The organism is Dyella mobilis (assembly GCF_016904945.1).
Classification (GTDB): domain Bacteria; phylum Pseudomonadota; class Gammaproteobacteria; order Xanthomonadales; family Rhodanobacteraceae; genus Dyella_B; species Dyella_B mobilis.
Genome location: NZ_JADIKF010000039.1, coordinates 1,005,882 through 1,029,252, shown reverse-complemented (window position 1 = coordinate 1,029,252; position 23,371 = coordinate 1,005,882). Strand labels below are relative to the sequence as shown.

The following is a 23,371-nucleotide window of genomic DNA, read 5'->3' as shown; positions in this document are numbered from 1 at the left end:
CGTTAACGCTTAGCTTTGAGCGTCGTGTTGGAACAACACTAAGACGCGCTCTACGGATTTTTCCTGGTAGCAGGAGCCGTGCTCTTTCCTTGAGTCTTGTCAGATTTTTCTTTTCCTTGGGAATCTGGATGTTCAACTTTGGAAAATTTTTTTTCGAATCCTTGTTTGATACCCCGTCTGTTAATTGATCTATCAAACACCTTTTCGCCAGAAGGCAATTTCAGACTTCTTCCACCTCTGCCCTCTTCAACAATGATGACATTCATCAAAGGCAACAATGTTGGAAGATTCTTTTCGGCCACCGTCAAATTCATGCGAAGCCAGCCATCCACTGGGCCATTGGACATGCCTTCCATCAATACCTTAATCCAAGGCCGCGCTGCCCTTTCTTCCAAGAAGACATCCATATAACTTTGAGTATTAGTTTTCGCATCTTCAACTACGTCTTCCAGTTTAGATAGCTGTACACACTCTACCTTCCCCTGGTAGTAACAGAGATAGTGAACCCAACCCAGGTCCGCTGGCTCAATATCTCTACCAAGTGCGATCTTGGCCAATTTTTCACTTGCTTCCTTCAAGGCAACAATCTGGATAAATGAGGTGCCTTCCTTCTCTCTTTTTCGGTGCACATCTACTGCATATTTTTCATTCACCCGATGACCTTTCTTTGCCTGAAAAACTGCGACATGCACAAAATTGTCTCGATGCATAACTAGAGCAAAATCAGCGCCTGATTGAGGCTCAGCATCTACTCCGCTTCCACTCTTCTTATAATGCGCCCAAGAGCATTTTTTTAACCCATCATCGTCCATTGACGACAACAAAGCACACCAAGGATAGTTGCTGATAACACCGCCGAGGAAAGCTGATGTTATTGATTCTTCATCAGCCTCAACTGTTAGACGTTGAGCAAGACCGTCTATCGCAAGCTCGAATGCAGCTTCAATTGGCTTCTTTTTTTCCAAGAAAGCCATCACAGACTTAAAATCACGAAGGATAGGCTTATCTTTTGATGAAGTCATAACTCCTCCTTTTTGGAGAAGCCATACTATCCTAGTCAAATTCTTTGAGCACCTACCCGCTGACACGACGACGCTGGAAGACTCTCATCCAATGCCAGCCTTTCTCTTTTTATGTCGCTTTCGCTTAACAATGTTTGCAACACCTGATAAAAGCCGTCCCAGTGAAGTTCTGGTGAACAGCGAAAGATGTCGCGCATTTGTTCAATCCAGCCTGGATTGAGCCTAATCTGACGAACAGACCGTGCGGCCTCATCTTCTATTCCGTGGAATGTGGCCCTCCAGAAAGTGCACCCTTTTTCTTTGACCCACTCCCGTATCTCTTGGCGCTCTTGCTCATCAGCCACTTCGTAACGCGCGAGTATGAGTTCGTAACAACGACGGATCAGAAAATACCGTCGAAGCGATTTCTTCCAGTGCCGCCAAACATCACCCAGTGATTCAAATTGATTTTCTCGTTCCTTGGAAGAAGGAAGAGGGATGAGCAACCATTTTACCCATGGCCTTTTTATCTTGAGATCATCAGGGGCATCAACTAGCTCCCAGCCAAGATTCAGAAAATAATTAGATGTAAATTCTTTTGAAATCATATGCGCAAGGACAATAGAAGGTATCCCTCACATATAACCGATTGACGCGAATTGGCAAGAGCGCGTGACTACATGACCTTCTCGCCCCCCTTGGATAACTGAGAAGGCAAGATTGACCAGAGTCACCAAACTACCTGACTTGAAGCACCTTCCAATCTTCGTCGACCCCATCGACCAACTCAGCCACTTCCACCTCTTTGGCAGTGGTGTAAGCAGGTAGCGTATGAACTGCCCGCGCGAGCATGGTCACCATGCAACTTAGTATGGCCTCCCTTGAACTCTCAGGAGGCTCCTCGTGATAACGCAACGGGTCGCCTGCATGGCGTGCCATCAGGGCTGTCAATTGGTTGTGTGTAGCACCACAGTAAACTCGGTAGGCTAGATAGTTGTCTTTGATACCTGCCAACTCAAACTCATCGGCTATATGTTTTTTCTTGAACCCCTTCGCCTGAAGTTCTTTGAAATCCTTTTCCGCCTCCGCCTTCAACTTAGTCAGCAACCCCACCATCTCCTTGTCTTGTTGCATATCCAAATCGTTGATGTAGTCATCGCACAGACGCACATTCTCGGAAGCGTCCTTAAATCGCATCTGGTCAGCATGCTTAGGGTCCCTCACAAGAAGATTAAGGCTAACAAGAGCTTCAAGCATCGATCTCAATACAATGGGAGCATGGGACGAGGAGCCCCATTGGAAAAGCTGAAGCGCTACCGCGTATTGCTCTGCAATGGTCAGCATCAACATCATTGCAACTCGATGCTCTCCGGAATCCTTCACTTCAATGTGACCAAACAATTCATCAACCGATTCCTTGAACTGTTCGGCCCTATCCAACATCTTCTTGATGTCCATCATGGTCACCTCTTTACGACCCTTCACATGTCGCAAAAGGAAGATTCATTCGCTAATAAAATAGCAACTATGTAGCGACACGCACTTATCACCACACTCGAAGTAAGCCTTCGGCCAATACTTGAGTTGCTCCTTTCTTAATCCAAGCATGTCTTCAATCTTCACTGGGCCACCCTTCCCTGGATGCTTATGGATAGCCTCCTCATGCAACTCTGTATATTTCTTTGAATAGGTCACACGCCCCTTCTTGCCGAGCGTAAAACAGAAGGCCATCTTGTTCTTTTTTACCTTAGATATGCGCTCGAACTCTGCATTTGAAACGCCGTAGAAGCCCGAGGTTTTCGTGACCCTTTCCAGATGGACTCTATCCAAAGCTGGATTGAGTGAAAGGCGGCTGTGATTCCCAGTAAGACACTTTAGGAAGTCATTCTTTGTCAACCCAAAGTCTCTAAAGGCCCAATACGTCAACAAGAGCGTGATCTTGTCTAGGATTCCATTCTCTCTAGTGAAGTCATTTGTCACCGAGGTCACGGCATCACCGTGCGCAATTTTGTCCCTTGCCTTCTTGATGTGCTTGAAGTCATCCTTGGAAATATTGATGACCTGGACCACGTCAGAGTCAGAATTGGCTATCGCGTATCTGTACTCTTCACCGAAGTTGAGTTCACGAGTACCAGACAGTGACTTCTCAACCAGATCCAACACTTCTTTCTGTTGCGCCTGAGTGAGTGGGTCGGCAAGCTTCTTTAGGGCATTACCCAACTTCCTCAAGCCCTTACCAGACGGCCCTTTTCGCGCTTTTTGACCTTTAGAAAACTGGCTTACGAACTTGTCCAGAACTGCGACGTAGCCCAACACTTTGTACTGCCAAAACCCTTTGTAACGCTGCATTCCAGCCAGCCAGACCCACGATATGTCTCTGTAGTGAGATTTATAGTAACTTTCTATCAATGTTTGCCACTTTCCTTCGAGCATAGACCTTGAAGCGAAACACCTGATAAAAAACCCACCATCCGATATATCCCTCTTAGCCCTTTTGAACGTTGGGAAGTACGCCTCATACCAGCGCGAGCCATCCTCGCTCACCCAAGCACTGATTGCTGAAATGGGATGCGCCAGGAGGATAGAAAATAGGTTTGCCATCTCATGGGATTTATTCTTGATGTCTTCAGCACAGAACATTGAAGCGATGTTCTCAAAGACAAAAACGATGTGCTCATTGATTAGATAGTTCTCCCCAGTCTTCTTTCGGCTGCCTACTATCTCTGTCTTGACGGAGAACTCCTCCCCGTCATTTTTTACGTGAGCCGATATCTGATCGGGAATATTTTCCCATGAAAGCTTTTCACCTACGTCACCAACAACTCTCTGCCAGTGCATGAACCACTCAGATACATCGCTGTATCGAATCTGTATTGCTTTAAACTTATCGCCAACATCGCCAACCACCACGTAGTACGCATAACAAGCAAATCCATAACACTTGCAGGCGAACAACGTGAATGAATCGCCATCGTTCGTACGAGCTCTTAGAACGTCATAACTCTTTCCATAGGCAACATGTCCGCTAATACTGTGACCCTCAAATTTGAGGCGAACCATGTCATGCTTGCCGAAGACCAATGTCGCATTTCCAAAACTTCCAAGCGTGTCGTGATACACCTCGACGGCGTACTTGAATTTTTTAGAGAAATTGAACTTATCTTCTACCACTGGCCTTCCTCCAAATATTTCTAGCGCCAAGCTATCGACATTTCATGCGAAAAATATCAATGAATCCGACTAGCTAAGATTGCAAATTAGTTAACCTAACTCAGGCCTATCTTTCGCTGATTTCATTACCCAATCCAAACGCTCAGCCTGCTTCTTAACTTCATCCAATGTCGTATAGCCACGCATTTGAAGCACGATCATATTGATCAGCATCCAGGCTACCAACTGGCTCATCTCCGCCACATCTTTTCCTGACACATGGTCATGAAACGCACTGTGCAAAGCCTTGGACCTTGACGCATAAAGATCTTTCACACGCTTTCTGGTTTCATCGTACTGCTCGTCCGACACAAAGCCGCACCCGCCAAACACCAGAACCGTCGCCACGCCAATGGATGATGATTCTGTTATGTCGACTCTACTTCCCGAAAAAAAGACCTCAACGGCGCTCCAATACTTGATGAGCTTCATCACAGGAACAACTTCCCGATGAGCGTCTGCATACCAGTACACTGCCTTGGCAATTGCCTCCTCAAGCTGATTTCGTTCCTTGGACTCAAAGATGCGACAAGCCACATCCAGAACACCTTCTTCAGCGAACTGAGTCATCAACTCCCTGTCCACCATGAAAGGCTGCTTGGCAAAATAACTACTATGAACACTCAGGACACGCTGCTTACTTCTCCATGAAAACCATTCGGAGTAGCCAAAAGCATCTTTTGGCGCCATCGCAGCACTGATACGAAAGCCACTATCTCCCCGCTCATACATGGATGCTGCGTACAGCGCCAATAGACCAACAACGAATTCGGATTTCTGTAGGAATTTTTCTTCTGCAACACGCGATGTTCCATGCACGCTACCGATCAACCAGTACCTGACCTTCGTTTTTTTCATCGAAAAGTCAACCATGTCGTGATTGCTCTCGAGAATGTCTTTATCAAAAAGATCGATGGACGCATCAACTATCCGCAAAGTTCCCAATTGCAATGCATCGACATCGACGAGCTCAATGCCATACATAGGAACAACGAATGTTCGATCATCAATACTTTCTTCAACTTCGGCCTTAACCAAAGAAACCAATTCTTCTGCATTCTCTGGCTGAACCCTCTCCGCTAGACATCGGTTCAGGACGTTCAAACAGCCACTGTGCACGTCAGAGTAGCCGGCACATCCTTCAAACAGGTCGACGTCACTTAAAATGGTGACTATCGTTCTTAAGGAGGACAGGCCCAAGTCTGTCATCCACAGAGACCTCCCGTTTCGAACGCGCAATTCTCGTTGAAGCCGATCTGGACCCTTCCAACCAGCACTTATGGAAGTAGTCACGCCGTTCTTGCCGAAGAATCCTTCTAGGCCCTTCTTGAGGGTTCTGAGTTGCTTATTTGTCAACGACACCATCGGCAATCACCATTCTCCACATCGCTCACCGCGAGAACTCGGCTTATTCTTTTTCTTTGCTTTCATAAAAAAACGTCTTTCATGAAAGGTTCCAATCCAACTTCTTCACCGCATCCAACAGCTCTTTCATGGTCGGCGCTCTGCTGTAAGAAGCATGATGTTCATCATCAAGTTCATGCCCTACATAGGCTGCGCGTACTTCAGAAGGAACACCCAAAGTCTGTAGACCTTGAACAACAGACTTTCTGAGACTGTGGAAACCGAACTTTCCCTTCTCTGGTTTTCCAACCGTCGCCAGCACATGACGGCTAAAAGCCTTCGATAACCAGTTGCCCATGCCGTTGACACCGTCCGTTTTGACGCTTGGAAACAGACGTGTCTCCCCTGCTTTACGCAGGGCATTGACCCGTTTTAGGAGACCAAGCCTCACTAAGGCAGGGTGGACAGGAATCGTTCTGATACTGACGTCGGATTTGACGGACTGACCTTCTGACTCATCGCAAATGCGGATACATGGAATCCCATCGGCTTCCACGAAGTCAGCCAAAGTAAGCTGACCAACCTCCGCAACTCGCGCACCTGTGTAAAGACCAATCCACGCGCCCCATCGGGCCGATTCACTCAAGCCCTTTTCCATTGCCTTGGAGTCATACAAGGCCTGAACCTGTTCTTTGGAAAACGGCTTAAAACCCAGCGCACGACGCTGGCGTTTTTCTCGAACCCCATACACCACTTGTCCGGCTGCGGGGTTCTCGTCTTTTGAAAATGATGGGTAGTACCCACGCGCTTTGGCCCAATCAAAGAACCCGCGCAAGTAAGAAAGTTTGTTGACGATGGTGGGTGTCTCAAGCTTGCTTCCCCTCAACGCTTGCACCCAATTGCCAACATCGATGCGCTGGGCATCCTTCAACGGGTTCTTTTCACCATAGTGTTTGGCGAACCCTTCAACCGCAGTTGTTTTTATTTTAAACGTCTTGGTTTTGGTCGAAGACTTGATCTCAGCGAGCCACTGCACGAGAGCCTTACCGATGGCAATGCTGGGAATGGAAGACGAAGGATTGGCGGTTTTTTTTGCGGAAGAAGCTTGGGCTTGGTCGATGATGCGTTGAGCTTCAGCTTTGACGTATTCCTGATAGTACGGCTCTTTATTCAAAGGACCGATGTGCTCCACCGCATCCATGAGAAGCTCATGGTCTTCTTTGCCAGTGGCTTCAATCTCTACGGTGCCATCGGGTCTGACAATGACCCGATATCCCAAGGCAATGGCCTTGGCGATTTCTTCAACAGAAGGTAAGCCATCCCTAGCGACTGACACACCCAGCCCCCCGACCTGTGCGAAGGCTTGAGCATACGCTTGGACCAATGCCAAAGCACGTCTTTGAGCCGTGAAGAGATCACGGGTTCGAAGGCTCTTGGTGATTTCAGTTTTGCCCGCTTTGCGAGACAAATGCGTCGGAAATCTTTGGCGAAAATGCCAGATTCCAGATGTCGCTAGCCGAAGGTAATTCGGGATGCGCATACCGTTCCTTGTGGAGCGATATGTGGACTGACTGGACTTTCTCCGTACAACAAAAAGCCCTGTAAAAACAGGGCCTTTGCGTATCTGGCGGAGAGAGTGGGATTCGAACCCACGGTAGGCTTACACCTACGGCAGTTTTCAAGACTGCTGCCTTAAACCACTCGGCCATCTCTCCGTTTTACTTTTCGAGCAGGTGCGCTTTGCGCACCTCTACGGCAGTTTGACTCCGGGCATCCTGCCCTCCGCCCCTTCGGGGCCATCGGCTTCGCCGATGTTCGCTTCGGCTTCCTGCCTTCGCGTCAAGACTGCTGCCTTAAACCACTCGGCCATCTCTCCGTTTTACTTTTCGAGCAGGTGCGCTTTGCGCACCTCTACGGCAGTTTGACTCCGGGCATCCTGCCCTCCGCCCCTTCGGGGCCATCGGCTTCGCCGATGTTCGCTTCGGCTTCCTGCCTTCGCGTCAAGACTGCTGCCTTAAACCGCTCGGCCATCTCTCCGAATTGTATGCCTGCCGGTTTCGCACCCAGCCGGCCTTGCAAGGGCGCCAATCCTATCAGGAACCGCGTACTCGCGGGTTATTGGGCCCTTTCCGAGAAAGCGCCATCAGCGCCCAGACCATGATGACCACCGGAATCAACGCCCCCAGCACCGGGAACAAGATAGCCGGGTGACGCACAATCATCGGCAGAAGTTGCGTGACTGTAGCGAAGGCAATGATCCAAAGACGCCAGCTACGGCGCTGGCGGGCGATCCAGAAGCTCGCTACCACCAGCACCAAGGCAACGATGCTGAGCACGAGGTCCAGCGTGGGCAGTTCCCACACACCGGCAAAGCCCAGTCGCGTGCCGATCACGGAGGCGAGCACGGCCATCAGGAAGTAGCTGGTGTAGAACTCCACTTTGTCCCAGGACGTGCGCGCCGGCGTGTTCATGCGATCTTCTCTGCGCCTCCCAGATAGGGGCGGAGGACTTCGGGAACGGTGATGGAGCCGTCGGCGTTCTGGTAGTTCTCCATCACCGCGATCAGGGTGCGGCCGATGGCGAGGCCGGAGCCGTTGAGGGTGTGGACGAGCTCGGGCTTGTTGGTTTCGGCGTTGCGTACGCGTGCTTGCAGGCGACGGGCCTGGAAGTCCTCGCAGTTGGAGCAACTGGAGATTTCGCGATAGGTGTTCTGGCTGGGCAGCCACACTTCCAGGTCGTAAGTCTTGGACGACTGGAAGCCCATGTCGCCGGTGCAGAGCAGCAGCTTGCGATAAGGCAAGCCGAGTTTCTGCAGCACTTTTTCGGCGTGGCCAACCATTTCTTCGAGCTGTGCGTAGGATTCGCCGGCGCGTGCCACCTGCACCATTTCCACTTTTTCGAACTGGTGTTGGCGGATCATGCCGCGCACGTCGCGGCCGTAGCTGCCGGCTTCGGCGCGGAAGCACAGCGAATGCGCGGCCATGCGCAACGGCAGTGCTTCGACATCCTGGATGGTGTCGCGCACGAGGTTGGTGAGCGAGACCTCGGCGGTGGGGATGAGGTAACGGCGCGAGTCGCCCACGTGGGTGGCGAACAGATCTTCTTCGAACTTGGGCAACTGCGTGGTGCCGTACATCGAATCGCTGTTGACCAGCACCGGCACGTTGCATTCCAGGTAGCTGTGCTCGCGCGTGTGCAGGTCGAGCATGAACTGGCCGAGCGCGCGATGCAGTTGCGCCAGTTGGCCGCGCAGCACGGTGAAGCGCGCGCCGGACAGTTTCACGCCGGCTTCGCCGTCCAGCCAGCCGTGCCGTGCGCCCAGGTCGACGTGATCTTTCACTTCGAAATCGAAGCTGCGCGGGGTGCCCCAGCGGCTGATTTCCTTGTTGTCGGCCTCGTCTTTGCCTACCGGCACCGATTCGTGCGGGATATTGGGAATCAGCAGCGCGATATCGGACAGCTTGCCCTGCACCTCGGCCAACGCATGCTCGTTGGCCTTGAGCTTGTCGCCGATGCCGGCGACCTCGGCCATCAACGGGGCGACGTCCTCACCCTTGGCCTTGGCCTGGCCGATGGCTTTGGAGCGCGTGTTGCGCAGGTTCTGCAGCTCCTGGGTCTCGGTGGACAGTTGCTTGCGTTGGCTTTCCAGCGCCTCGACGGCGGCCACGTCGAGTACGAAGCCTCGGGTTTCCTTCAGGCGCTCGGCGGTTTCGGCCAGGCGCGAACGCAGCAATGCGGGGTCCAGCATGTTGGGATCCGATTTCAGGGCAAGATCGGGGGATTATCGCTGCCGGGGCCGCACGGTCGCAACGCGGCGCCCTGACCCAGGCCGGGCGGGCTTTCGGCGAGACTTGGCTGCCCTCCTCACCCACCGGGTTTGCTCGCTCACGTGGCCCGCGAGCCGGCCGAGCTAGCGGCTTTCCTGATGCAGCAGCCTCGCTAGCGGAACGCCTACCCGCGACTCGACCTTCCGGTATTCCGCTTTGATCGAGTCGAGGAGTCTGGCGAGGTGCGCCAAGTATTCCGTTTGGTTGCGGAGTACCTCAGGGGGGGCTTCGTTCCGCAGGAGACTCTCACGGTACAACATCGCATCGCGCACCGAAGAAACCATGAGCAGCGAATGAGGGTCGGAAATCTCGACGCCGTCTTGCCGCCCCTGCCCGCCCCCATTTTCCGCCTGTCGCGGATAGGCCATGATCGGAATATCCGACTCGAAGAAGCGGTTCAATGGGAGACCCAGGCTCGCTTCGGTCTTCCGGTATGCGTGCACGATCTCGTCCAGAAACACCGCCAATTGCGAAAGGTATTCCTCGTAATCGGCGCGTTTTTTCAGCGTCTCACTTTGAAGCAGGCGCTCGTGAAAAGACACGGCGTCACGCGCTGCGCATACCGCCAGAGGAAACAAGCTGAGGGCAATTTTCATCGCGCGGTTTCATTCCGGAAAGAAGCCGAATTCCTGATGGAAAGCAGCCCCGTAGGTTGGGTTAGCGCAGCGTAACCCAACGATGTCGCGAGGCGCCGTTGGGTTACCCCGGATCAAGTCCGGGGTAACCCAACCTACTGGCTATTTCCCTCGCGCCTGCTTGCGCGCCTCGCGCAACGCCAGCAGCTTCTCGCGCAATTTCAGCTCCAGGCCGCGCTCCACCGGTTGGTAGAACTCCGTGCCTTCCAAGCCTTCCGGCAAGCATTGCTGGCCGAGCGCCACGCCGCCTTCGGCATCGTGGTCGTATTGATAGCCTTTGCCATAGCCCAAGCCTTTCATCAGCCGGGTAGGTGCATTGCGCAAGTGCATCGGCACTTCGAGCGTGCCCGTTTCGCCGACCAGGGCGCGAGCCTGCTTGTAGGCCACGTAGGCAGCGTTGCTCTTGGGCGCGATGGCCAGCCAGATCGCCAATTGCGCCAAGCCCAGTTCGCCTTCGGGGCTGCCTAGGCGTTCGTAGGTATCCCAGGCGTCCAGCGCCATGCGCCAGGCGCGCGGTTCGGCCAGGCCGACATCCTCAACTGCCATGCGGGTGAGCCGGCGCGCGAGGTAGAGCGGATCGCAGCCGCCGTCGAGCATGCGCGCCAGCCAGTACACGGCGGCATCGGGATCGGATGAGCGCACGGATTTGTGCAGGGCCGAGATCTGGTCGTAGAACTGCTCGCCGCCTTTGTCGAAACGGCGCGTGCGATCGGCCAGCACCTGTTCCAGCGTCCCGTCGTCGATGACGCCGTCCTCGGCCAGTTCGGCGGCTATTTCCAGCAGGGTCAGGGCACGGCGCACGTCGCCATCTGCGGCGCGTGCGATCAGTTGCAGCGCCGATTCGGCCACGTCGAGATTCAATGCACCGAGGCCGCGTTGCTCGTCATCCAGCGCCCTGCGCAGGGCCGCGGCGATGTCCTCGGGCGACACCGCGTCCAGCACGTGCACGCGGCAACGCGAAAGCAAGGCGGAGTTGAGTTCGAAGGATGGGTTTTCGGTAGTGGCGCCGACGAAGATGATCACGCCGCGCTCGATGTGCGGCAGAAACGCATCCTGCTGCGCCTTGTTGAAACGGTGCACCTCATCGACGAACAGCACGGTGCGTCGGCCCTGGGCAAAATTGGCTTCTGCTTCCGCCAGCGCCTTGCGCACTTCGGGCAAGCCTGAAAGCACGGCCGAAATGGCGCTAAAATCCGCCTCGGCGTAACGCGCCACCAGCAGAGCAAGGGTGGTCTTGCCGCAGCCGGGCGGCCCCCACAACACCATGGAGTGGATCTTTCCCGATTCCAGCGCGCGGCGCAGCGCCTTGCCTGGGGCCAGCAGGCGCTGCTGGCCGACGATCTCCTGCAGATCGCGCGGACGCATGCGTTCGGCCAGTGGCTTGAGTTCGTCCGAGTCGGTTGCGAACAGTTCGGTGGTGTGATGCTGTCGATCCATCAACAGATGATAGGGCATCCGATGCGCGGCTCGCGTTTGCGCACGAAGTGGCCGACGCCTTGCGGCCCGGGGCGGACTGTGATTATTATCTTTTTAAATCCCGCATTAGGCTAATTCAGCATTTCTTAGAGCAAGCTTATGTTGCTCAATTAATAATCAAAAGACGTGCTTTTCATTACAGCATTAATTCAAATCTTAGGGCAGGCTTAGCATATTTTCTTTCTTACAAAAGAAAATGCCTTTTTAATTTATTTGTTATCTAAGTGTCACGTGACGTCCCTACGGTGTCGGCCTTTCTACACCCCGCCAACACCGGAAAAAAAGCAATGAACCGATCGACACGTGCGCTGTACCGCTGCCCGCCGGCCTATCTAGCTCTATGCCTGGCCATGGCCATTGCAACCCCGGTTTCCGCGCAGGATGCGACCAACAACGGCGGCCCCGCCGCCACTGGCCCGAGCGCCAGCGGCGACACCAATGACGGCACCTCGTCCCAGAACGCGAAAACCCTCGCCGGCATGCAGGTGACGGCCAATTCGGCGGTGAGCACCATTGCTCCCACCCAGGGTTCCACCGTGGCGACGGAGCCGCAGTCGATCATCGGCAGCACCTTCATCCAGGAAAACATTCCACCGACCGGCGACTACACCGACGCCATCGCGATCTCGCCGAGCGTCTACACCATCGCGCCGAACGGTTCGGGCCTGATGGAAACCTCGGTGGCCTCGATCCGCGGCTTCCAGGACGGCCAGTACAACGTCACCTTCGACGGCATTCCGTGGGGCGACTCCAACGACTTCACGCATCACTCCACGTCCTATTTCACCAACCAGGACACCAGCAGCGTGACGGTCGATCGCGGCCCGGGTACGGCAGGCACGCTGGGCGATGCCACCTTCGGCGGCACGGTGTCGGTGGAATCGATCAATCCGACCAGCCAGTTCAACATCCGTCCGTACATCAGCTTCGGCAGCTGGGAAACCGCAGTGGAAGGCGCCCGCATCGACACCGGCAGCCTCAACAGCAGCGGCACCAGCGCGGTGGTGAACGTGCAGAACAGTTCATCGGACGGTTACCTGACCTACGCCGGCCAGCAGCGCCAGAACGTGTTCGCCAAGATCGTGCAGCCGCTAGGTGACAACACCACGCTGACCTTCGGCGGCATGTGGAACAAGATCAAGCAGTACGTGCCCTTTGGCGCCACCAAGGAAGAGATCGCCGAGTACGGCCCGAACTACGGCCTGAACAACGATCCGACCAGCCAGGATTACTACCGCTACACCAACGACCAGATCACCACGTACATGGGTTACGTCGGCCTGCACTCGGAATTCGACGGCTGGACGATCGACAACAAGGGCTACACCTACGCCTACAACCATTTCGGTTTCAACGGCCTGGACCCGAACGGCGAAACGCCCAACGGCACCTTCTGCAACGGCAAGGGCAACGATTGCCAGGATCCGAACGACGTGCCGGCGCAGCACATGCGCAACTGGTATCGCTCGTGGGGCGACATCCTGCGCGTAAGCAAGGAGCTGGGCCCGGGCGAACTGCGTACCGGCATGTGGTTCGACGACCAGGACAACCTGCGTTGGGAATACGAGTTCGACGATACGCTGGACGAGCCCGCCATCAATACGACCGGCCAGCCGACCAAGGGCAGCGACAGCCCGGTCGACCGTTTCATGACCGATTCGCTGCGCACCCTGCAGCCATTCGTGGAATACCAGTGGAACATCACCGACCAGGCCTACCTGATCGGCGGCGTGAAGTATGAGGATTTCCAGCGCAACATCGATTCGCTGTACAACCAGAAGACCGGTACGCCGCTGGATTATTCCAAGGAATGGAATGCTACCCTGCCCTCGGCTTCGTTCCACTATGCCTTCACCTCCAACTGGACGGCGTATGCGCAGTGGGCCAAGGGCTTCCTGGCCCCGAACCTCAACCTGTTCTACGTGACCAACCCTTCGATCTCCGACAGCGCGCTTGAGCCGGAGAAGACCACCAACATCCAGCTGGGCACGACCTGGAGCAGCGACCGCCTGAGCGTGTCGGGCGACGTCTACAAGATCGACTTCAACAACTTCATCCAGAGCGAGAAGCACGGTGGCAACACCTACTTCTACAACGGCGGCGGCGTGCATTACAAAGGCGTCGAGCTGGAAGGCACCTACATGCTGGGCGCGGGCTTCAGCGCGTACGCCAACGGCTCGCTGAACCGCGCGATCCAGACCGAAAGCAACACCTGGAACCCGAACACACCGCACAAGACCGCTGCCGTGGGCTTCATCTACAGCAACGGTTCGATCTATGCCTCGCTGATGGACAAGTTCGTGGGCAAGACCTACTACACCGCCAACAGCAACGATGACACGCCGATCGGCGGCTATGCGATCACCAACTTCACCGCCAGTTGGAAGTTCGATCCGCACATCACTAACGTGAAGGACCTGAAGATCGGCTTCCAGCTCAACAACCTGTTCAACAACACACACATCAACGCCCTGGCCGGTACCACGGCTGCCGACGGCACGCCGCTGTTCTTCACTATTCCGGCGCGCAACTTCAACTTCACCGTTTCGGCCGACCTGTTCTGATGAAACGCTGCGCATTGTTGTTGTCGATGCTCCTGATCGGCCAGACCGCACTGGCCGACGACGGTGACGCCAGTCACGCCACCGTCGAACTGTCGAACCTGCTGCCGCCTCCGCCGGCAGCAGGTTCGACTGCGGCTCAGCACGACCTGGAGGTCGTGCTGGCCATGCAACAAACGCGTACGGATGCCGAAGCGGCAGCGGCAAAGGCGGACGCCGAGCGATCGGTGTTCCGTTTTACCGATACGCTGGGGCCGGGCTTGCAGGCCAAAATGCTGCCGAAAACGGCCGCGTTTTTCGCACGCACGACGGCGCTGGACAAGCAAGCCGTGAAGGAAGCCAAGACGTTCTGGCATCACCCGCGTCCGGCCGAGGTATCCGATCAGGTTCACCCGCTGGCAAAGGAAAAGGCCAACGACTGGAGCTATCCCAGCGGTCACGCCACCTTTGGCTACACCACGGCGGTTCTGCTGGCGAACATGCTGCCGGAAAAACGTGCGGCGATTTTTGCTCGTGCGGATGAATATGCCGAACACCGCATCGTGATGGGCGCGCATTTTCCCACCGATATCGAAGCAGGCCGTCTTGCCGGCACGGTGATTGCGGCCGACATCATGCAAGATGCGAGCTGGCGTCAGGATTACGAGGCGGCACGGTTGGAATTGCGGCATGCACTGGGCTTGCCGGATCATCCATCGCAGACCATGGATGGCGGCGACGCCCGTTGATGGAAAAGCTCGTGTCCGGCCGCCTTCCTGGCGGCCGGAGCGACGCTGCCGCCCAGCATCGTGACAACTTGACTTGCCGGATGGCACGCCACACGATGACGGCCACAATCCGGCCTATCATCGTCAACGTCACAGGGAAGTATTGACGCCATGCCAACGCCCGCCAGTTCGGCAAGCAGTCCGACCAGTCCTGCCGCGGCACAAGTGCCGAACCCCGGCGCCGCGCAAAACCCCAATGCCGCCGCCACACAGAGCCAGGATCCCAATGCGGCAAAGGCTCCCGATCCTGCAGCGGTACAAAACCTCCTTACGACGGCACACAAGGCGTACACGCTCTTTCCCAACAATTGTTCGGGATCGGTGCATTACGTCATCAACCAACTCGTCGATCCGGACGCAAAATACCTTCTTGCCAATCAGCTGCTGGCATCTTTTGAGGTCAAAGGCAGTGGCTGGCGCAAGGTAACGCTCGAAGAAGCTTCAAGGTTGGCCGACCAGGGACAGGTCGTCGTTGGTGGGTTGGTCGAAGCAAGACATGGCCACGTGGTGATCGTGCTGCCCGGCAAATGGAAAAGCAGCGGCGGCTACACGGCGCGCGGCAAAGTGATGCCCCATACCGGCCAGTACCCGCTGGTGATGTCGACCGCACTAGGGGATTGGCCGGGTGCCAAGAGCGATGGCGACAAGACAGTCTTCGATCCCTGGGGCGACCGAAAAACCTTTCAAAAAGTGACGTTCTGGACGAAGGCGCCCGCACCATGAAAAGGTTGTGGCTGGCGTTGATGGTCGGACTGGGTGCCATGCCTTCCGCATTCGCGAAGGCGCCAACGGCAAAGCTCGACCTTGCCACCTGTCGGGCTCCTGCAAGCGGGCTGCCTGAAAATCTTGCAGCACTATTGGGCGAGCACGCCAAAACGTATGCGCCTTATGCTGTCATCTGTCCGGTTGTGAATTCACGTGGCGTGGAAGTGCTGAAAATCCTGGCATTGAGGGAAGACGAGGCCGCCGCCGCCAATCACTTGTATTTCATTCACGGCAAGCCGTGGGACGGTGTCAACGGTGCGTTGCTGCACGACGCTGGGGATCCGGTTCCGAACCCCATCGTGCTGACCGCTGGCGACAAAGCGGTCGGGACGTTGCCCGAACCGCTGTTCTCCGACGGCCCGGGCGACACCACGATCAGCTTTGGCGACTGGCACGGCGATATGCCCGGTCGGATCTCCACGAGAGTGGATAACGCCGGCGTGCTTCAAACGTTCTGTCCGCCGCCGCTGGTGTGGAACGCTGCACGAGGCCGCTATGTCGCGCTTCCCGGCGAAGAATTCGGCGCCTGTCCCAAGCAGCCTTGAGCCTGGCAAAAAAAGACGCCCATGCGGGCGTCCTTTTTCAGTTCTTGAGCGGCTGGGTGGTCAGTTCCGGCTGGTCGCCGACCACGTCCGTGCCCTTGGGCGGGGTGAAGTTGAAATCTTCCGGCGGAATGGGCGGATTGCGCTGCCAGTTGGAGAAGCGAATGTCGCTGACCGAACCGAGCTGGTCCTTGAACTGCATGCGCACCAGCCCGTTGGCGTCGAAGCCGAGATCGACGTAGCTGAATTGCGGGTCCGCGCCGGTGGAGGTCAGGCGCAGCCACTGCAAGCCGTCGTGTTCACCTTGTTCGGTGACTTTGAAATCCTTGTCGAGCATCTTCAGGTCGGTGAGCACCATCAACGGACTGTGTGCTTCTTCGGAATCCTGCTTGCGCACGGTGGCCTGTTCCAGGTCGGGGTCGTACAGCCAGATGCGGCTGCCGTCGGCCACCAGGATCTGCTTTTGCGGGGCCAGCGTATCCCAGCGGAATTGGCGCGGGGCTTCCATCACCATGGTGCCGTTGCTGGTCTGCACTTTGCCGCTGGGATCGGTGAGCGTCTGGGTGAAGTTGCCCGAGATCGCATGCAGCCCTTGCGCGAACGCATCCAGCCGCGCCCGTGCGGGGCCGGCGGCGTAGGACAGCGTGCTGAGGGAGAACGCGAACAAGCCGGCGAGCGCGGCGAAGCGAAGGCGTTTCATGGGTCCTGTTCCTGGAATCGGGTGGGACAAGTTTGCAGTTGGAATGCTTAATGCCCGCTCCTCCCCCTGCCAGCAGGGGGCGGCAGGCGTCAGTGTTTGGGCGGCGGCGGCGCCAGCACTTCGCGGTTGCCGTTGTGCTGGGGCGCGCTGACCACGCCGTCCTGTTCCATCTGCTCGATCAGGCGCGCGGCACGGTTGTAGCCGATGCGCAGGTGGCGCTGCACGCCGGAGATCGAGGCACGCCGGGATTCGGTGACGATGCGCACGGCCTTGTCGTAAAGCTGTGCGTCGGCATCGCCGCCTTCTTCGCCATCCTGCGGCAGGCCGGAGTCGTTGATGAACTTGCCGTCGCTGGTGGCCTGCACTTCTTCCAGCACGCCTTCGATGTACTGCGGTGCGCCCTGCGCCTTGAGCCAGGCAACCACGTTATGCACTTCGTGGTCGTCGACGAAAGCGCCGTGCACGCGATCGGGCGTGGCGGTGCCCGGCGGCAGGTAGAGCATGTCGCCGTGGCCGAGCAAGGTTTCGGCGCCGGATTGATCGAGAATCGTGCGCGAGTCGATCTTGCTCGATACCTGGAACGCGATGCGGGTGGGAATGTTGGCCTTGATCAGGCCGGTGATCACATCCACCGACGGACGCTGGGTGGCGAGCACCAGGTGCACGCCGGCCGCACGCGCTTTCTGGGCGAGACGGGCGATCAGCTCTTCCACCTTCTTGCCGACGATCATCATCATGTCGGCGAATTCGTCGATGATCACGACGATGTAAGGCAGCGTTTCCAGCGGCTCGGCGGCCAGGTTGGGCATTTCGGGGTTGGGGCGGAACAGCGGGTCCAGCAGCGGCTGGCCGGCGTTCTCGGCGTCCTTCACCTTCTTGTTGAAGCCGGCCAGGTTGCGCACGCCGACCGCGGCCATCAGCTTGTAGCGGCGTTCCATCTCGGCCACGCACCAGCGCAGCGCGTTGGCGGCTTCCTTCATGTCAGTCACGACCGGCGCGAGCAGATGCGGAATGCCTTCGTAGACCGAAAGCTCCAGCATCTTCGGGTCGATCATGATCATGCGCACGTCTTTGGCGCTGGCCTTGTACAGCAGGCTCAGCACCATCGCGTTCACCGCCACCGATTTACCCGAGCCGGTGGTACCGGCCACCAGCAGATGCGGCATCTTAGCCAGGTCGGCCACGGCCGGACGGCCGGCGATGTCCTTGCCGAGCGCCAGCGCCAGCGGCGATTTCTGCTGATCGTATTTGTCGGAGCGAAGAATCTCCGACAGGTAGACGATCTGTTTCTTGGCGTTGGGAATTTCCAGGCCGATCACGTTCTTGCCCGGAATCACGTCGACCACGCGCACGCTGACCACCGAAAGGCCGCGCGCGATGTCCTTGTCCAGGCTCGACACCTGGCTACCGCGTACGCCGGCGGCAGGTTCCAGTTCGAAGCGGGTGATGACCGGACCGGGATAGACGCCGACCACCTTGGCCTCGATCTTGAAGTCTTTCAGCTTCAGCTCGACCTGGCGCGACAGCACTTCCAGGGTTTCTTCCGAATAGCCCGGGCCCTGCTCCGGCGCTTCGTCCAGCAGCGACAGCGGCGGCAGCTCACCGGGCTGCGCGGCGCCGACGAACAGCGGGATCTGCGTTTCCACGCGCGCGCGTTCGCTTTTAACTACCGGCGCGGCAGGCGCTTCGATACGCACGGGCTCGCGCTTGGCCTGCTTGACCGCTTCGACCTTCTTCACCGCTTCGCGCTCGACCCGCGCCTGGTGGGCGGCGAGCACTTCCGGCGCCTCGCGCAGCTTGCCGCCGAACCAGGAGAACAGTCTCAGCACGCCCTGCCCGGTCAGGTCCATCACCTTGAACCAGGACAGGCCGGTAGCCAGTGTCACCGCGATCAGGAACAGCGCCAGCAACAACAGCGGCGCGCCCTTGTCGCCAAAGGCCCGCAGCAGGCCGTGGCCGACCGCGTGACCGATCACACCGCCGGCGCCCTCGGGGCCCATGCTGCTGTCGGGAAAATTGATCCAGCACAGGCCGGGCAAGGTGATGAAAAAGAACACCGACCCGATCAGGCGCAGCGAGGGCTCCCACGGCTGCACGCTGCGGGCGCCGTGGTTGCGCAGCACCTGCACGCCGAGGAACAGCAGCAGCAAGGGGAAGAAATAGGCCACGCCGCCAAACAGATAGCGCAACAGATCGGCGATATAGGCACCGACGGTGCCGCCCAGGTTGTGTACGTGTCCGCTGGTATCGGCATGCGACCAGCTCGGATCGGTGCCGTCGTAGCTCAACAGGCAGACCAGCAGATAAAGCGCCAGCGGCAACAGCAGCAGCGCGCCGGCCTCGCGCAGGCGGCGCTTGAGCTCTTCGCTCATGCCCGGCTTTTCTTTCTGTTTTCGTACGTTCGCGCTACGCGCCACCGGGGTCTTTTTCCTTGCAGTTTCGGGATTTGGCATAAATTTGCGCGAAGCAGTGTAACAAGGTGCAAGGGCGTAGCGGCCACGCGGGGCTCAAAGCCGGCCTCGATTGCCGCGTGGAATGATTGGCCTGGCGCCTGCCCGGATCGGCGAGTTGAGACGCCCTGCGTGAGGATGACCGGACCGGCTGGATCGCAGATGAATGGGCCGCCGGCCTCATCGATGCCTTGAATACCCCCGGCGACTTCCCCATCCTTGCGGACTTCCGGAGCACGACTGCAACCCATGCCGCCGTCCCGGCGAACCACCGTACAAGCCGCCAGCAAAACCTCAAGGATTATAGCAATGACCACCCCCAAACATAGCCGCCTGCTGATCCTCGGTTCCGGTCCTGCCGGCTACACCGCGGCCGTGTATGCAGCTCGCGCCAACCTCAAGCCGACCATGATCACCGGCATGCAGCAGGGTGGCCAATTGATGACCACGACCGAAGTGGACAACTGGCCGGGCGACGTGAAGGGGGTGCAGGGTCCTGAGCTGATGCAGCGCATGGCCGAGCATGCCGAACGCTTCGAGACGGAAATGGTGTTCGACCACATCCACACGGTGGACCTGAAGCAGCGCCCGTTCCGACTGAAGGGCGACTCCGGCGAGTACAGCTGCGACGCGCTGATCATCGCCACCGGCGCCACCGCCAAATACCTGGGCATTCCCAGCGAAGAGCACTACAAGGGCAAGGGCGTCTCGGCCTGCGCTACTTGCGACGGCTTCTTCTTCCGCGACCAGGACGTGGTCGTGGTCGGTGGCGGCAACACCGCCGTGGAGGAAGCGCTGTACCTGGCCAACATCGGCCGCAAGGTGTACCTAGTGCATCGCCGCGACAAGTTGCGCGCCGAGAAGATCATGCAGGACAAGCTGTTCGAGAAAGCCGCCGCCGGCAAGATCGAGCTGGTGTGGAACCACACCATCGACGAAGTGCTGGGCGACGCTTCGGGCGTGAACGGCGTGCGCGTGAAGGACATCAACACCGGCGCCACCCGCGACATCGAAGCCACCGGTTTCTTCGTGGCCATCGGCCACACGCCGAACACGGGTATCTTCGAAGGCCAGCTGGACATGCACGATGGCTACATCAAGATCCGCAGTGGCCTGGAAGGCATGGCCACGATGACGTCGGTGCCGGGCGTGTTCGCCGCCGGCGACGTGGCCGATCACGTGTATCGCCAGGCTGTCACCTCGGCAGGTTTCGGCTGCATGGCGGCGCTGGACGCCGAGCGCTGGCTGGACCAGGGCAAGACGGTCGGCTGAAGCGCAGCCCGGTAAGTGGGGTTACTCCCGGATCAAGTCCGGGGTAACCCAACCTTGTATTGTTTCCCCATGCAGATCGAAGCACGCTTCCACGACAGCATCGACGACATCCCCGCCGCGAAGTGGGATGCGTTGTGTCCGGACGACAATCCCTTCCTGTCGCACGCCTTCCTCGCCGGCCTGGAACGGACCGGGTGCATTCGCCCCGACTGGGGCTGGCAGGCGCATCACCTGGGTCTTTATCGCAACGGCGAGCTGCTCGCCGCCGCGCCGCTATACCTCAAAGGCAATTCGCACGGCGAGTTCGTGTTCGATTGGAGCTGGGCCAGCGCCTGGGAACGTGCGGGGGGCGACTACTACCCCAAGCTGCTCAATGCGGTGCCCTACTCTCCCGTCACCGGTCCACGCCTGCTGGTGGGCCGCGATGCCGGGCAAGCACCTGCTTTGCGGGAGCTGCTGGTGCAGGCGATGCAGCAACGGGCCGAAGATCTGCGCTTGTCGTCGGTGCACGCGAATTTTCTCGATGCGCCGGATCTGCGCGCTTTTCACGGCGAATGGCTGGCCCGCAGCGACGTGCAGTTTCATTGGCACAACCAAGGCTACGCCGACTTCGACGGCTTCCTGTCCACGCTCAACCACAAGAAACGGAAAAACATCCGCCACGAACGCCAACGCGTCGCCGCCCATGGCTTGCGCATCGGTATCCGCGGCGGCGCCGAGCTCGATGCGAAAAGTTGGCGACGCGTGCATGCGCTGTATGCATCCACCTTCGATGCCAAGGGCAATCACGCCGCACTGACCGAATCCTTTTTCCAACACCTGCGCAAGGAACTCGGCAACGCGGTGCAACTGGCGCTGGCGTGGCAAGGTGAAGAAATCGTGGCGATGGGTTTGCTGCTGCGCAGTTCCACCACGTTGTACGGGCGCTATTGGGGTGCCTGCGTCGACTTGCCCGATCTGCATTTCGAGCTGTGCTATTACCAGGGCATCGAGTATGCGATCGCCCACGGACTGCAACGCTTCGAACCCGGCGCCCAGGGCGAGCACAAGCTGGCGCGCGGCTTCCTGCCCACGCATACGCATTCCCGCCACTATCTGCTGCACGAAGGCTTCCGTGATGCCGTTGCACGGGCGCTTGCGCAGGAGCGCGAAGGCGTGGACGCTTATGCCGAAGAACTGCTCGATCACAGCCCATTCGCCAAGCGATGATCCGCCTGCCCCTGCTCGACGAACACGCCCCGGGTCGCTTTCCCGATCCGCACACGGCGCTGGAGGAACCCAACGGCCTGCTGGCCTTCGGCGGGGACTTGTCGCCTGCGCGCCTGAAGACCGCTTACGCGTTGGGCATCTTCCCCTGGTTCAACGCGGACGAGCCGATTCTCTGGTGGTCGCCCGATCCGCGCTGCATTTTCCACACCGCGTCGTTGCGCCCCAATCGCAGCCTGCGCCGCAGCCTGGCGGAAAAAAACTGGCGGGTGACGGTGGACCGTGCCTTTGGGCAGGTCATGCGGGCATGCGCCGCGCCGCGGCCGAAGCAATCGGGCACCTGGATCAGCCGGGCGATGATCGACGCCTATGGCGCGCTGCACGACCAAGGCTATGCGCACAGTGTGGAGGTGTGGGAAGACGATCGCCTGGTCGGCGGCGTCTACGGCGTCTCGATCGGACGGCTGTTCTGCGGCGAGTCGATGTTCAGCACCTGCAGCGGCGGCTCGAAGCTGGCGCTGTGCGCCCTGGCGGCGCTATTGCGCCGCTGGCAATTTCCGTTGATCGACGCCCAGGTCGGTAATCCGCACCTGCTCGGGCTGGGCGCCGTCGAAATTCCGCGCAGCGTCTTTCTGGACGCGATCGAGGACCTGGTCACCGCGCCGTTCGATCTTCAACAATGGAAAAACGTGCCGCCCACGTCCTCATCGCAGGTATTGCTGGGCGACGACTTCACGATACCGGATGCAGGGCAAGCGCCTTGAGCTCGGCGTAGTGATCCATGAACGTCCGCACCAGGGTCGGGTCCAGTTGCGATCCGGCCGCGTTGCGCAGATACGCCAGAACTTCTTCCTCCGGCCACGCCGGCTTGTACACGCGCGGAAAGCTGAGCGCATCCCACACGTCCACCACGCTGAAAATGCGCGCCGCCAGCGGAATGGCTTCGCCGGCCAGTCCTTGCGGATAACCGGTGCCGTCCCATCGCTCGTGATGACTGAACGGAATGTCGCTGGCGCCGCGCAGGAATTCGATCTGCTGCAGCATGTCGTAGCCGATCCGCGGATGCGTGCGCATCAGTCGCGTTTCGTCGTCGTCCAGCTTGCCTGGCTTGATCAGGATGTGGTCCGGTAGCGCCAGCTTGCCGATGTCGTGCAGCAGCGCCCCGAATTTGACGTCGCGCAACGCGTCGCTCTCCACCCCTGCAATCCTGGCCAACCCCGTCGCCATGCGCACGACGCGCTCGGAGTGATCGCTGGTCTCCTTGTGGCGCACGTCCATGGCCCCCACGAGCACGCGCAACGCCTGTTCGTGACCGTCGAGCAGGCGACGATTGGCCTCGGCCATGCGGTGCACCGTGCGACCGATCATCCAGTACAGCAACAGGCCCGTGCCCAGCACGAACATCCAGCCCTTGATGATCTGGTAGACGACCAGTTGATGCGGATCGCGCACGAGGCTGCCGAGCAGATGCCCGGAGAACCATATGTACACACCGGAAACCAGCACATAGGTGGCCGCTGTTCGAAACTGTGGGCTGAAAACCACTAACCTGCCCTCCCCCGGGGGCGCCTGGTGAAAGCGCATTTTGCCACCGGCCGTCCTCGGCCCGATGTGC

At 58.0% G+C, this 23,371-nt stretch carries 20 protein-coding genes and 1 tRNA gene; 7 read left to right on the top strand and 14 right to left on the bottom strand.

All coding sequences use genetic code 11. The features are described from left to right. Positions 1–50: 50 nt before the first annotated feature. From ISS99_RS15805 to ISS99_RS15755, 11 genes are all read right to left on the bottom strand, one after another. Positions 51–1,022, bottom strand: a complete 972-nt coding sequence (locus tag ISS99_RS15805; protein ID WP_204632531.1) for a hypothetical protein — start codon at positions 1,020–1,022, stop codon at positions 51–53. Positions 1,023–1,057: 35 nt separating this feature from the next. Then, positions 1,058–1,609: a hypothetical protein gene (locus ISS99_RS15800; RefSeq protein WP_204632530.1), complete on the bottom strand. Its 552-nt coding sequence runs from the start codon at positions 1,607–1,609 to the stop codon at positions 1,058–1,060. A gap of 130 nt (positions 1,610–1,739) precedes the next feature. Beyond that, positions 1,740–2,462, bottom strand: a complete 723-nt coding sequence (locus ISS99_RS15795) for a DUF5677 domain-containing protein (RefSeq protein WP_204632529.1) — start codon at positions 2,460–2,462, stop codon at positions 1,740–1,742. Between the two features lie 42 nt (positions 2,463–2,504). Beyond that, positions 2,505–4,172 carry an ApeA N-terminal domain 1-containing protein gene (locus tag ISS99_RS15790; protein ID WP_204632528.1) on the bottom strand — a complete coding sequence of 556 codons (1,668 nt, stop codon included), beginning with the start codon at positions 4,170–4,172 and terminating at the stop codon, positions 2,505–2,507. A gap of 90 nt (positions 4,173–4,262) precedes the next feature. After that, on the bottom strand, positions 4,263–5,420 hold the full coding sequence (locus ISS99_RS15785; RefSeq protein ID WP_204632527.1) for a HEPN domain-containing protein: 1,158 nt from the start codon (positions 5,418–5,420) through the stop codon (positions 4,263–4,265). A 235-nt stretch (positions 5,421–5,655) separates the two neighbouring features. After that, positions 5,656–7,095, bottom strand: coding sequence for a DUF6538 domain-containing protein (locus ISS99_RS15780; protein WP_204632526.1), 1,440 nt, complete (start codon positions 7,093–7,095; stop codon positions 5,656–5,658). A gap of 85 nt (positions 7,096–7,180) precedes the next feature. Continuing rightward, positions 7,181–7,270 (bottom strand) — tRNA-Ser (locus ISS99_RS15775). Positions 7,271–7,648: 378 nt separating this feature from the next. Then, positions 7,649–8,026, bottom strand: a complete 378-nt coding sequence (locus tag ISS99_RS15770; protein WP_204632525.1) for an LrgA — start codon at positions 8,024–8,026, stop codon at positions 7,649–7,651. Next, positions 8,023–9,303, bottom strand: a complete 1,281-nt coding sequence (serS, locus tag ISS99_RS15765) for a serine--tRNA ligase (protein WP_204632524.1) — start codon at positions 9,301–9,303, stop codon at positions 8,023–8,025. The genes ISS99_RS15770 and serS overlap by 4 nt, the downstream gene beginning before the upstream one ends. A gap of 162 nt (positions 9,304–9,465) precedes the next feature. Further along, positions 9,466–9,978 (bottom strand): hypothetical protein, encoded by a 513-nt coding sequence (locus ISS99_RS15760; RefSeq protein WP_204632523.1) that lies wholly within the window; start codon positions 9,976–9,978, stop codon positions 9,466–9,468. 141 nt (positions 9,979–10,119) lie between these two features. Then, entirely contained in the window at positions 10,120–11,454 is a 1,335-nt protein-coding gene (locus ISS99_RS15755) for a replication-associated recombination protein A (protein ID WP_204632696.1), read from the bottom strand. Between the two features lie 326 nt (positions 11,455–11,780). Between ISS99_RS15755 and ISS99_RS15750 the strand changes: the two genes are divergently transcribed. The 4 genes from ISS99_RS15750 to ISS99_RS15735 all read left to right on the top strand — a co-directional run bounded on the left by ISS99_RS15750 (position 11,781) and on the right by ISS99_RS15735 (position 16,131). After that, on the top strand, positions 11,781–14,057 hold the full coding sequence (locus ISS99_RS15750) for a TonB-dependent receptor (protein ID WP_204632522.1): 2,277 nt from the start codon (positions 11,781–11,783) through the stop codon (positions 14,055–14,057). Continuing rightward, on the top strand, positions 14,057–14,782 hold the full coding sequence (locus ISS99_RS15745) for an acid phosphatase (RefSeq protein WP_204632521.1): 726 nt from the start codon (positions 14,057–14,059) through the stop codon (positions 14,780–14,782). Before ISS99_RS15750 ends, ISS99_RS15745 begins: the two co-directional genes overlap by 1 nt. Positions 14,783–14,986: 204 nt before the next feature. Continuing rightward, positions 14,987–15,544 (top strand): hypothetical protein, encoded by a 558-nt coding sequence (locus ISS99_RS15740; protein ID WP_204632520.1) that lies wholly within the window; start codon positions 14,987–14,989, stop codon positions 15,542–15,544. Continuing rightward, positions 15,541–16,131 carry a hypothetical protein gene (locus ISS99_RS15735; RefSeq protein WP_204632519.1) on the top strand — a complete coding sequence of 197 codons (591 nt, stop codon included), beginning with the start codon at positions 15,541–15,543 and terminating at the stop codon, positions 16,129–16,131. Before ISS99_RS15740 ends, ISS99_RS15735 begins: the two co-directional genes overlap by 4 nt. A gap of 37 nt (positions 16,132–16,168) precedes the next feature. Here the strand turns inward: ISS99_RS15735 and lolA are convergent, their stop codons facing one another. Both lolA and ISS99_RS15725 read right to left on the bottom strand, forming a co-directional pair. After that, positions 16,169–16,828, bottom strand: coding sequence for an outer membrane lipoprotein periplasmic chaperone LolA (lolA, locus tag ISS99_RS15730; protein WP_204632518.1), 660 nt, complete (start codon positions 16,826–16,828; stop codon positions 16,169–16,171). Between the two features lie 89 nt (positions 16,829–16,917). After that, entirely contained in the window at positions 16,918–19,281 is a 2,364-nt protein-coding gene (locus tag ISS99_RS15725; protein ID WP_425490474.1) for a DNA translocase FtsK, read from the bottom strand. Positions 19,282–19,587: 306 nt separating this feature from the next. Between ISS99_RS15725 and trxB the strand changes: the two genes are divergently transcribed. The 3 genes from trxB to aat all read left to right on the top strand — a co-directional run bounded on the left by trxB (position 19,588) and on the right by aat (position 22,520). Continuing rightward, positions 19,588–20,550 (top strand): thioredoxin-disulfide reductase, encoded by a 963-nt coding sequence (gene trxB / locus ISS99_RS15720; RefSeq protein ID WP_204632516.1) that lies wholly within the window; start codon positions 19,588–19,590, stop codon positions 20,548–20,550. A 69-nt stretch (positions 20,551–20,619) separates the two neighbouring features. Beyond that, a complete protein-coding gene (locus ISS99_RS15715) occupies positions 20,620–21,759 on the top strand; it encodes a GNAT family N-acetyltransferase (protein WP_204632515.1) in 1,140 nt (379 codons plus the stop codon). Then, entirely contained in the window at positions 21,756–22,520 is a 765-nt protein-coding gene (gene aat / locus ISS99_RS15710) for a leucyl/phenylalanyl-tRNA--protein transferase (protein WP_204632514.1), read from the top strand. Before ISS99_RS15715 ends, aat begins: the two co-directional genes overlap by 4 nt. Here aat and ISS99_RS15705 read toward each other — a convergent pair. After that, a complete protein-coding gene (locus ISS99_RS15705; RefSeq protein ID WP_284343743.1) occupies positions 22,489–23,301 on the bottom strand; it encodes an HD-GYP domain-containing protein in 813 nt (270 codons plus the stop codon). The two genes, aat and ISS99_RS15705, sit on opposite strands and share 32 nt — an antisense overlap. Positions 23,302–23,371: the final 70 nt, after the last annotated feature.

What these genes read in the sequence shown, in the direction of transcription:
- ISS99_RS15755 (WP_204632696.1), bottom strand. Translation starts at nt 11,454, where the DNA reads ATGGATCGACAGCATCACACCACCGAACTGTTCGCAACCGACTCGGAC.
- aat (WP_204632514.1), top strand. Translation starts at nt 21,756, where the DNA reads ATGATCCGCCTGCCCCTGCTCGACGAACACGCCCCGGGTCGCTTTCCC.
- ISS99_RS15795 (WP_204632529.1), bottom strand. Translation starts at nt 2,462, where the DNA reads ATGATGGACATCAAGAAGATGTTGGATAGGGCCGAACAGTTCAAGGAA.
- ISS99_RS15785 (WP_204632527.1), bottom strand. Translation starts at nt 5,420, where the DNA reads ATGACAGACTTGGGCCTGTCCTCCTTAAGAACGATAGTCACCATTTTA.
- ISS99_RS15745 (WP_204632521.1), top strand. Translation starts at nt 14,057, where the DNA reads ATGAAACGCTGCGCATTGTTGTTGTCGATGCTCCTGATCGGCCAGACC.
- serS (WP_204632524.1), bottom strand. Translation starts at nt 9,303, where the DNA reads ATGCTGGACCCCGCATTGCTGCGTTCGCGCCTGGCCGAAACCGCCGAG.
- ISS99_RS15770 (WP_204632525.1), bottom strand. Translation starts at nt 8,026, where the DNA reads ATGAACACGCCGGCGCGCACGTCCTGGGACAAAGTGGAGTTCTACACC.
- ISS99_RS15780 (WP_204632526.1), bottom strand. Translation starts at nt 7,095, where the DNA reads ATGCGCATCCCGAATTACCTTCGGCTAGCGACATCTGGAATCTGGCAT.
- trxB (WP_204632516.1), top strand. Translation starts at nt 19,588, where the DNA reads ATGACCACCCCCAAACATAGCCGCCTGCTGATCCTCGGTTCCGGTCCT.
- ISS99_RS15750 (WP_204632522.1), top strand. Translation starts at nt 11,781, where the DNA reads ATGAACCGATCGACACGTGCGCTGTACCGCTGCCCGCCGGCCTATCTA.
- ISS99_RS15800 (WP_204632530.1), bottom strand. Translation starts at nt 1,609, where the DNA reads ATGATTTCAAAAGAATTTACATCTAATTATTTTCTGAATCTTGGCTGG.
- ISS99_RS15805 (WP_204632531.1), bottom strand. Translation starts at nt 1,022, where the DNA reads ATGACTTCATCAAAAGATAAGCCTATCCTTCGTGATTTTAAGTCTGTG.
- lolA (WP_204632518.1), bottom strand. Translation starts at nt 16,828, where the DNA reads ATGAAACGCCTTCGCTTCGCCGCGCTCGCCGGCTTGTTCGCGTTCTCC.
- ISS99_RS15735 (WP_204632519.1), top strand. Translation starts at nt 15,541, where the DNA reads ATGAAAAGGTTGTGGCTGGCGTTGATGGTCGGACTGGGTGCCATGCCT.
- ISS99_RS15725 (WP_425490474.1), bottom strand. Translation starts at nt 19,281, where the DNA reads ATGCCAAATCCCGAAACTGCAAGGAAAAAGACCCCGGTGGCGCGTAGC.
- ISS99_RS15715 (WP_204632515.1), top strand. Translation starts at nt 20,620, where the DNA reads ATGCAGATCGAAGCACGCTTCCACGACAGCATCGACGACATCCCCGCC.
- ISS99_RS15760 (WP_204632523.1), bottom strand. Translation starts at nt 9,978, where the DNA reads ATGAAAATTGCCCTCAGCTTGTTTCCTCTGGCGGTATGCGCAGCGCGT.